The sequence below is a fragment of the Stenotrophomonas sp. PS02298 genome (assembly GCF_029959445.1).
Taxonomy (GTDB): domain Bacteria; phylum Pseudomonadota; class Gammaproteobacteria; order Xanthomonadales; family Xanthomonadaceae; genus Stenotrophomonas.
In genome coordinates, this window is record NZ_JASCOR010000226.1 from 1 (window position 1) to 5,098 (window position 5,098).

4 protein-coding genes are annotated in these 5,098 nt (G+C 64.1%); 2 read left to right on the forward strand and 2 right to left on the reverse strand.

Annotated elements, in window-relative coordinates:
- Positions 1 to 178: 178 nt before the first annotated feature.
- Positions 179 to 1,282 (forward strand): serine hydrolase, encoded by a 1,104-nt coding sequence (locus QMX78_RS19960; RefSeq protein WP_282272904.1) that lies wholly within the window; start codon positions 179 to 181, stop codon positions 1,280 to 1,282.
- Here QMX78_RS19960 and QMX78_RS19965 read toward each other — a convergent pair.
- Positions 1,266 to 2,855: a winged helix-turn-helix transcriptional regulator gene (locus QMX78_RS19965; protein ID WP_282272906.1), complete on the reverse strand. Its 1,590-nt coding sequence runs from the start codon at positions 2,853 to 2,855 to the stop codon at positions 1,266 to 1,268. The two genes, QMX78_RS19960 and QMX78_RS19965, sit on opposite strands and share 17 nt — an antisense overlap.
- Before the next feature lie 376 nt (positions 2,856 to 3,231).
- Complete coding sequence (locus QMX78_RS19970; protein WP_282272908.1) at positions 3,232 to 4,113, reverse strand: LysR family transcriptional regulator; 882 nt, start codon at positions 4,111 to 4,113, stop codon at positions 3,232 to 3,234.
- A gap of 95 nt (positions 4,114 to 4,208) precedes the next feature.
- Here QMX78_RS19970 and QMX78_RS19975 point away from each other — a divergent pair, with 95 nt between their 5' ends.
- Positions 4,209 to 5,003 carry an alpha/beta hydrolase gene (locus QMX78_RS19975; protein ID WP_282272910.1) on the forward strand — a complete coding sequence of 265 codons (795 nt, stop codon included), beginning with the start codon at positions 4,209 to 4,211 and terminating at the stop codon, positions 5,001 to 5,003.
- Positions 5,004 to 5,098: the final 95 nt, after the last annotated feature.

A 5,098-nucleotide genomic window follows, 5' to 3' on the forward strand; every position in this document is an offset into this window, starting at 1 on the left:
GGGCCCAGCCCCAGCGGGGGGTGGTGGGGGGGCCCCCCAACCACCCCCCCCCCCCCACCCCGGTTTTGCCTTTCTGCCAAGCCACTGATTGCAAACAACTTCATGAATCTTCATCCAGGCATCAGGCGCTTCATCCAAGGGAATGTTCGGCTGGGCGCTCCACACATGGAGCACCCCGATGTCACTGTTGATCCGCTTTGCGTTGTTCGCCGCGTTGTTGCTTGGTGTGGGCTCCGCCGCAGCAGCCCCGCCAGCCAGCGATGACTGGCCCGTCGCAGACCCGACCAGCCACGGACTGGACGCCAGTAAGTTCACCGCCCTGGATGCCTCCATCAACAGCGGCCAGACGCCGGATACCACCAGCGTGCTGGTGGTGCACCGAGGGGCGCTGGTGCATGAGACCTACTTCAACGGCGCCGACCGCAGCCGCCTGCACAACACCCGCTCGCTGACCAAGAGCGTGACCGCGATGCTGGTTGGCGCGGCCATCGACCGCGGCCTGATCAGCGGGGTCAGCGCGCCGGTCCTTGGTTTCTTCCCGGAGCGGTCGCCGGCCCACCCGGGGGCGTTCAAGAACGCGATGACGGTCGAAGACCTGCTGACGATGAGCGCGCAGTGGGAGTGCGACGACAACAACGAGTACTCCGCCGGGCATGAGGAGCGCATGTATGTCAGCGCCGACTGGACCGGCTTCGCCCTTGACCTGCCTGAGCGCGGCTATGCGCCATGGACCAAGCGGCCGGCAGACAGCCCGCACGGGCGCGCCTTCGCCTACTGCACGGCCAATTCCTTCATGCTCGGTGCCATTGTCGAGCGGGCCAGCGGCATGCCCTTGCAGCGCTTCGCCACCGAGGCACTGGAGCGGCCGTTGGGAATCGAGACGTCGGTCTGGAACCGCTCATCCGAGGGCGTCGGCATGGGCGGTGGTGGCACCGAGTACCGCAGTCGCGACCTGGCCAAACTCGGTCAGCTGATCATCGACGGCGGCCGCTGGAAGGGCCAACAGGTGCTGCCCGCCGCCTGGATCCGGGCGATGACCGAAGTGCACGCGCAGACCCCGTTCGATGCCGATTACGGTTACCAGATCTGGCGTTTCCCGTTCACTGCCGGGGGCAAGCAGGTGCATGCCTGGGCGATGTCCGGCAATGGTGGCAATGCGGTGTTCGTGGTGCCGGAGAAGCAACTGGTGGTTGTGGTGACGCGTACCCGCTTCAACCAGCGCGGCATGCACCAGGAAACCCAGAAGTTGCTGCAGGACTACATCCTCAGCGCGTTGCCGTAACCGCCTGCGCATCGGCTGGCAGCTGACCGGAAGCGAGGACCCGCGTCCGGTCGGCGGCCACGGCCGCTGCTACCGTCTGCAGCAGTGGGGTGAAGCCGGGGTCCTTGCGAAGCTCGGCAAACAAGGGTGATACCTGCAGGTAGCTGGCATTGCGGTAACCGGCGCTCACCGCTGTTTGCAGTGCCTCCAGCGCGGCCTGGCGCTCGCCTGCCAGATCCGCCAGCAGGGCGGCCTCGACTCCATCGGACGGATCGCTGCCTTGTGCAAGGCCAGCCCGCAACGCGGCGGAGTGGACCAACAGTTGCGCTGACGTCGGCGCGGGCTCGGCGCCGATGATCCAGGCGAAGGTGGTTGGCCAACTGGCCTCCTGCTTCAGTGCCCGCGCACGTTGCGCCGCAGTCTGCGCGCCAACGAGGTCACCGCGCTGCAGTGCCAGTTCTGCCGATAGCAGATACAGGGAGGCATGTTCGATATGGCGGGCGAAGGCTTCATCCAGCGCTGCCTGTGCTTCGCCGGAGCGGCCGTGCTCGTAGAGGAAGGTTGGCCAGGCGATGTTGGAGAACACGTTGTCCGGATACAGCTGGAAACTGCGCCGGTAACGGGCCTCGGCTGCTGCGGAGTAGCCAAGCAGATCAAGATTGGACGCAACCTGCAGTTCCCAGAAGCGCACCCGCTCGGGTGCGCGCACGGCCAGGTTTGCGGCCAGCGCATCGCTCAAGCGCCCTTGCCGCGCGTAAAGGTAGGCAGCCGAAGCGCGGCTTGCGTCGGCGGCCGGGTCCAACTGCACCGCATGTTCATAAGCGGCCAACGCCGCTCCGACCTCGCCACGGCAATCGTGTGCATAGCCGCGTGCCGCATGCGCAGCTGCCAACGTCGGATGGCGTGCAATCACTGCCTGCGCCAGCTGCAATGCCTGCTCGGCGTCCTCGCCGCTGCCGTTGTACAGGCAGGTGCGCGCCGCCTGGGCACGGGCAAGGCCGAGTTGTGCCTGCACATCATCAGGAGCCTCCTGCAGGCGCTGCCGATACAGCGCGATGGCACGTTCGTTGTTGTCGCGCTGGCCGATGCCGGCGTAATAGTCCGCGCGCTGCAGCAGTGGTGAAGCGGCGGTTGCATCCGGGCTCGGCCATTGCCAGTAGAGAACGCCGGCCACGATCAGCAGCAACGCAGCCGTGGGGATGATCCAGCGGCGCGTGGAGTTCGCTGCCGGAGCGGGTGCTGCCGCAGGCACCTCGACAACGGGTTCGCTGCACAGCTGGTAGCCCTGGCCACGCACCGAACGCAGGTAACGCGCTTGCCTGCCGTCATCCCCCAGCGCCTGCCGCAACAGTCTTACCCGCTGGGTGACGGTCTCTTCGTTGACGATGGCTGGCGCCCATATGTTGGCGATCAAGTCATCAAAGCCGACCACCCGGGTGCCCTGGGTCAGCAGGTGATGCAGCAGGCGGAAGCTGAGCCCGGAGACGTCCAGCAGCTGGCCGTCATCGCGTAGCACGCGCTGGCGTGCCACATCGATGTGCAGGTCATCCAGCCGGTAGTGCAGGGCAGTGGGGTTGTCGGCTGGATCAGACATTGGACAAGGGCATGCGGGTGCCATGCCGACCCGACCGGCATCGCTTGGCGGCAGGCTGGGTGATCAGTGCGGCGGCACGTTGGGCAGGAGAGGCATCCATGACTGCGAAGGTTAACAGGCCTAATCGGGACTGATTCACTGGCTCCAGCGGCTATGCGGATGGCCTGCGTTTTGGCGGGGACGCCGTGTACGCACCCGTGGTAGCGGAGTGAGTCGTGGAAAGAAAACACACTTCACGGACGATGCGCTGTACACGGATCAACCGCGTTGTCGGCAGGCCTGCGATCGGTACGTTTTCCAAGTGCAATGCTGGCGGGACAAGATCGTGCAGCTGCACCGCATATGACATCGGCTGGCGGGCAGGCTCCCGGCGTAATCAGCCGAGGTTTTCCTGCGCAAAGTCCAGGAAGCTCCGCAGCTTCGGTGTCATTCGCCGGTCCGGTGCAAACAGCATATGCAGCTCACGCGCAGGCGATACATGGTCCGGCAGCAGAGGCTGCAGGCGGCCTGCGGCCAGGTCGTCGGCGACCAGGGCATTGGGCTGCAGCAGGATGCCGTGCCCGGCAATTGCCGCGGCCCTGAGTGCCTCACCGCTGTCGGTACTGAACCTGCCGCGGATGGCAATGGATACCCGACCTTCCGCCCCTTCGAACTGCCATTCCGTACGCATCGAGGTATGCGAGAAGACCAGGCATTCGTGCTGTTTCAAATCTTGAGGTTGCGCCAGCGGCGGGCTGCGCTGGATGTAGGCCGGTGAAGCGCAAAGCACCAGTTGCAGCGGCGCAAGCACACGGGCCTGCAGGCCGCTGTCTGGCAGCTGCCCGGTGCGGAAGACAACATCAAAACCCTCATCCAGCAGGTCGACCGTGCGGTTGCTCAGGCTCAGGTCGATGCTGACCTCCGGGTGTTCCTGCAGGTAACGCGGCAGCAATGGCGCCAAGGCATGGCTGCCAAAGGTGATGGGGGCGCTGATGCGCAGCTTGCCGCGTGGTGTTGCGCGTGATTCCGCCATCAACGCTTCGGCTGCTTCCATCTCCGCAAGAATGTTCTTTGCCCGCTCGTAGAACAGCTGACCACTCTCGGTCAGGCTCTGGCGCCGGGTGGTGCGGTTCAGCAGCTTGATGCCCAAACCGGTTTCGAGCGCCTGGATCTGTTTGCCGGCGAATTGGGGGGAAATATCCAGTTCAACCGCCGCTGCCGAGAACGAGCCCAGTTCGACGGCGCGGGTGAACACCTGCATCGCATGGAGGCGGTCCATTTGAATCAATTAGGTTCTAGTGATTGAGCTGGAAGTTAATTTATCCCATTTGGTTGCCTATGTAGAGTGATCCCACGCGGCCGAATCCGGCCGCCTTGATCCCTCAAACAGGAACTTCTGTCATGCAATTTCTTATGAAAAGCGCGCTTTTTGCCGCTGCCCTGAGCGCTGGAGCGGCCGGTGCGGCATCTCTCCCGTCGGCTGAGAAGCCCACGGTCGTTTTGGTCCATGGGGCCTTTTCCGACGGCCACGCCTGGGACAGGGTCATTCCCTTGCTGCAGGCCAAGGGCTTGAACGTGGTTGCCGTCCAGAACCCGCTCAGTTCGCTGGAGGATGACGTGGCCAAAACCAAGCGCGCGATCCAGGCGCAGACCGGCCCGGTTGTGCTGGTTGGTCACTCCTATGGCGGCGCGGTCATTTCTGATGCGGGCGAGGATGAACGCGTGAAAGCACTTGTCTATGTTGCTGCCTTCGCCCCATCGCAAGGACAGTCGGTGAGCGATCTATCCGAGGGTTACCCGACACCTTCCGGTTTCAGTCACCTCGATGCTGACAGGGACGGCTATCTCACGTTGACGCTGGAAGGCGTAGCGCACCACCTCGCACAGGATCTGAGCCAGACGGATGCCAAGCTGCTGGCTGCTACCCAGAACCCGACAAACAGCGCCAACTTCGCTGCAAAGACTTCTGCGGCGGCGTGGACGAGCCGACCATCGTGGTACGTCATCAGCGAGCAGGACCATATGCTTGATACCGGCCTGCAGAAGGACCTTGCGCAGAAGATCGGTGCGCGGGTAACCACGCTCGATGCAAGCCATGTTCCGCAGTTGTCGCAACCCCGGAAGGTGGCGGATGTGATCCTTGCGGCGGTGGAGGCGGTAGCCAGATAAGCGGAAACCGGGGTCAGGGAAACCGGGGTCGGCAAACCGGGGTCAGAGTGGGGGTTTGTTGAGGAACCCCCCCCCCGGCTCGTATAAAAAAAAAC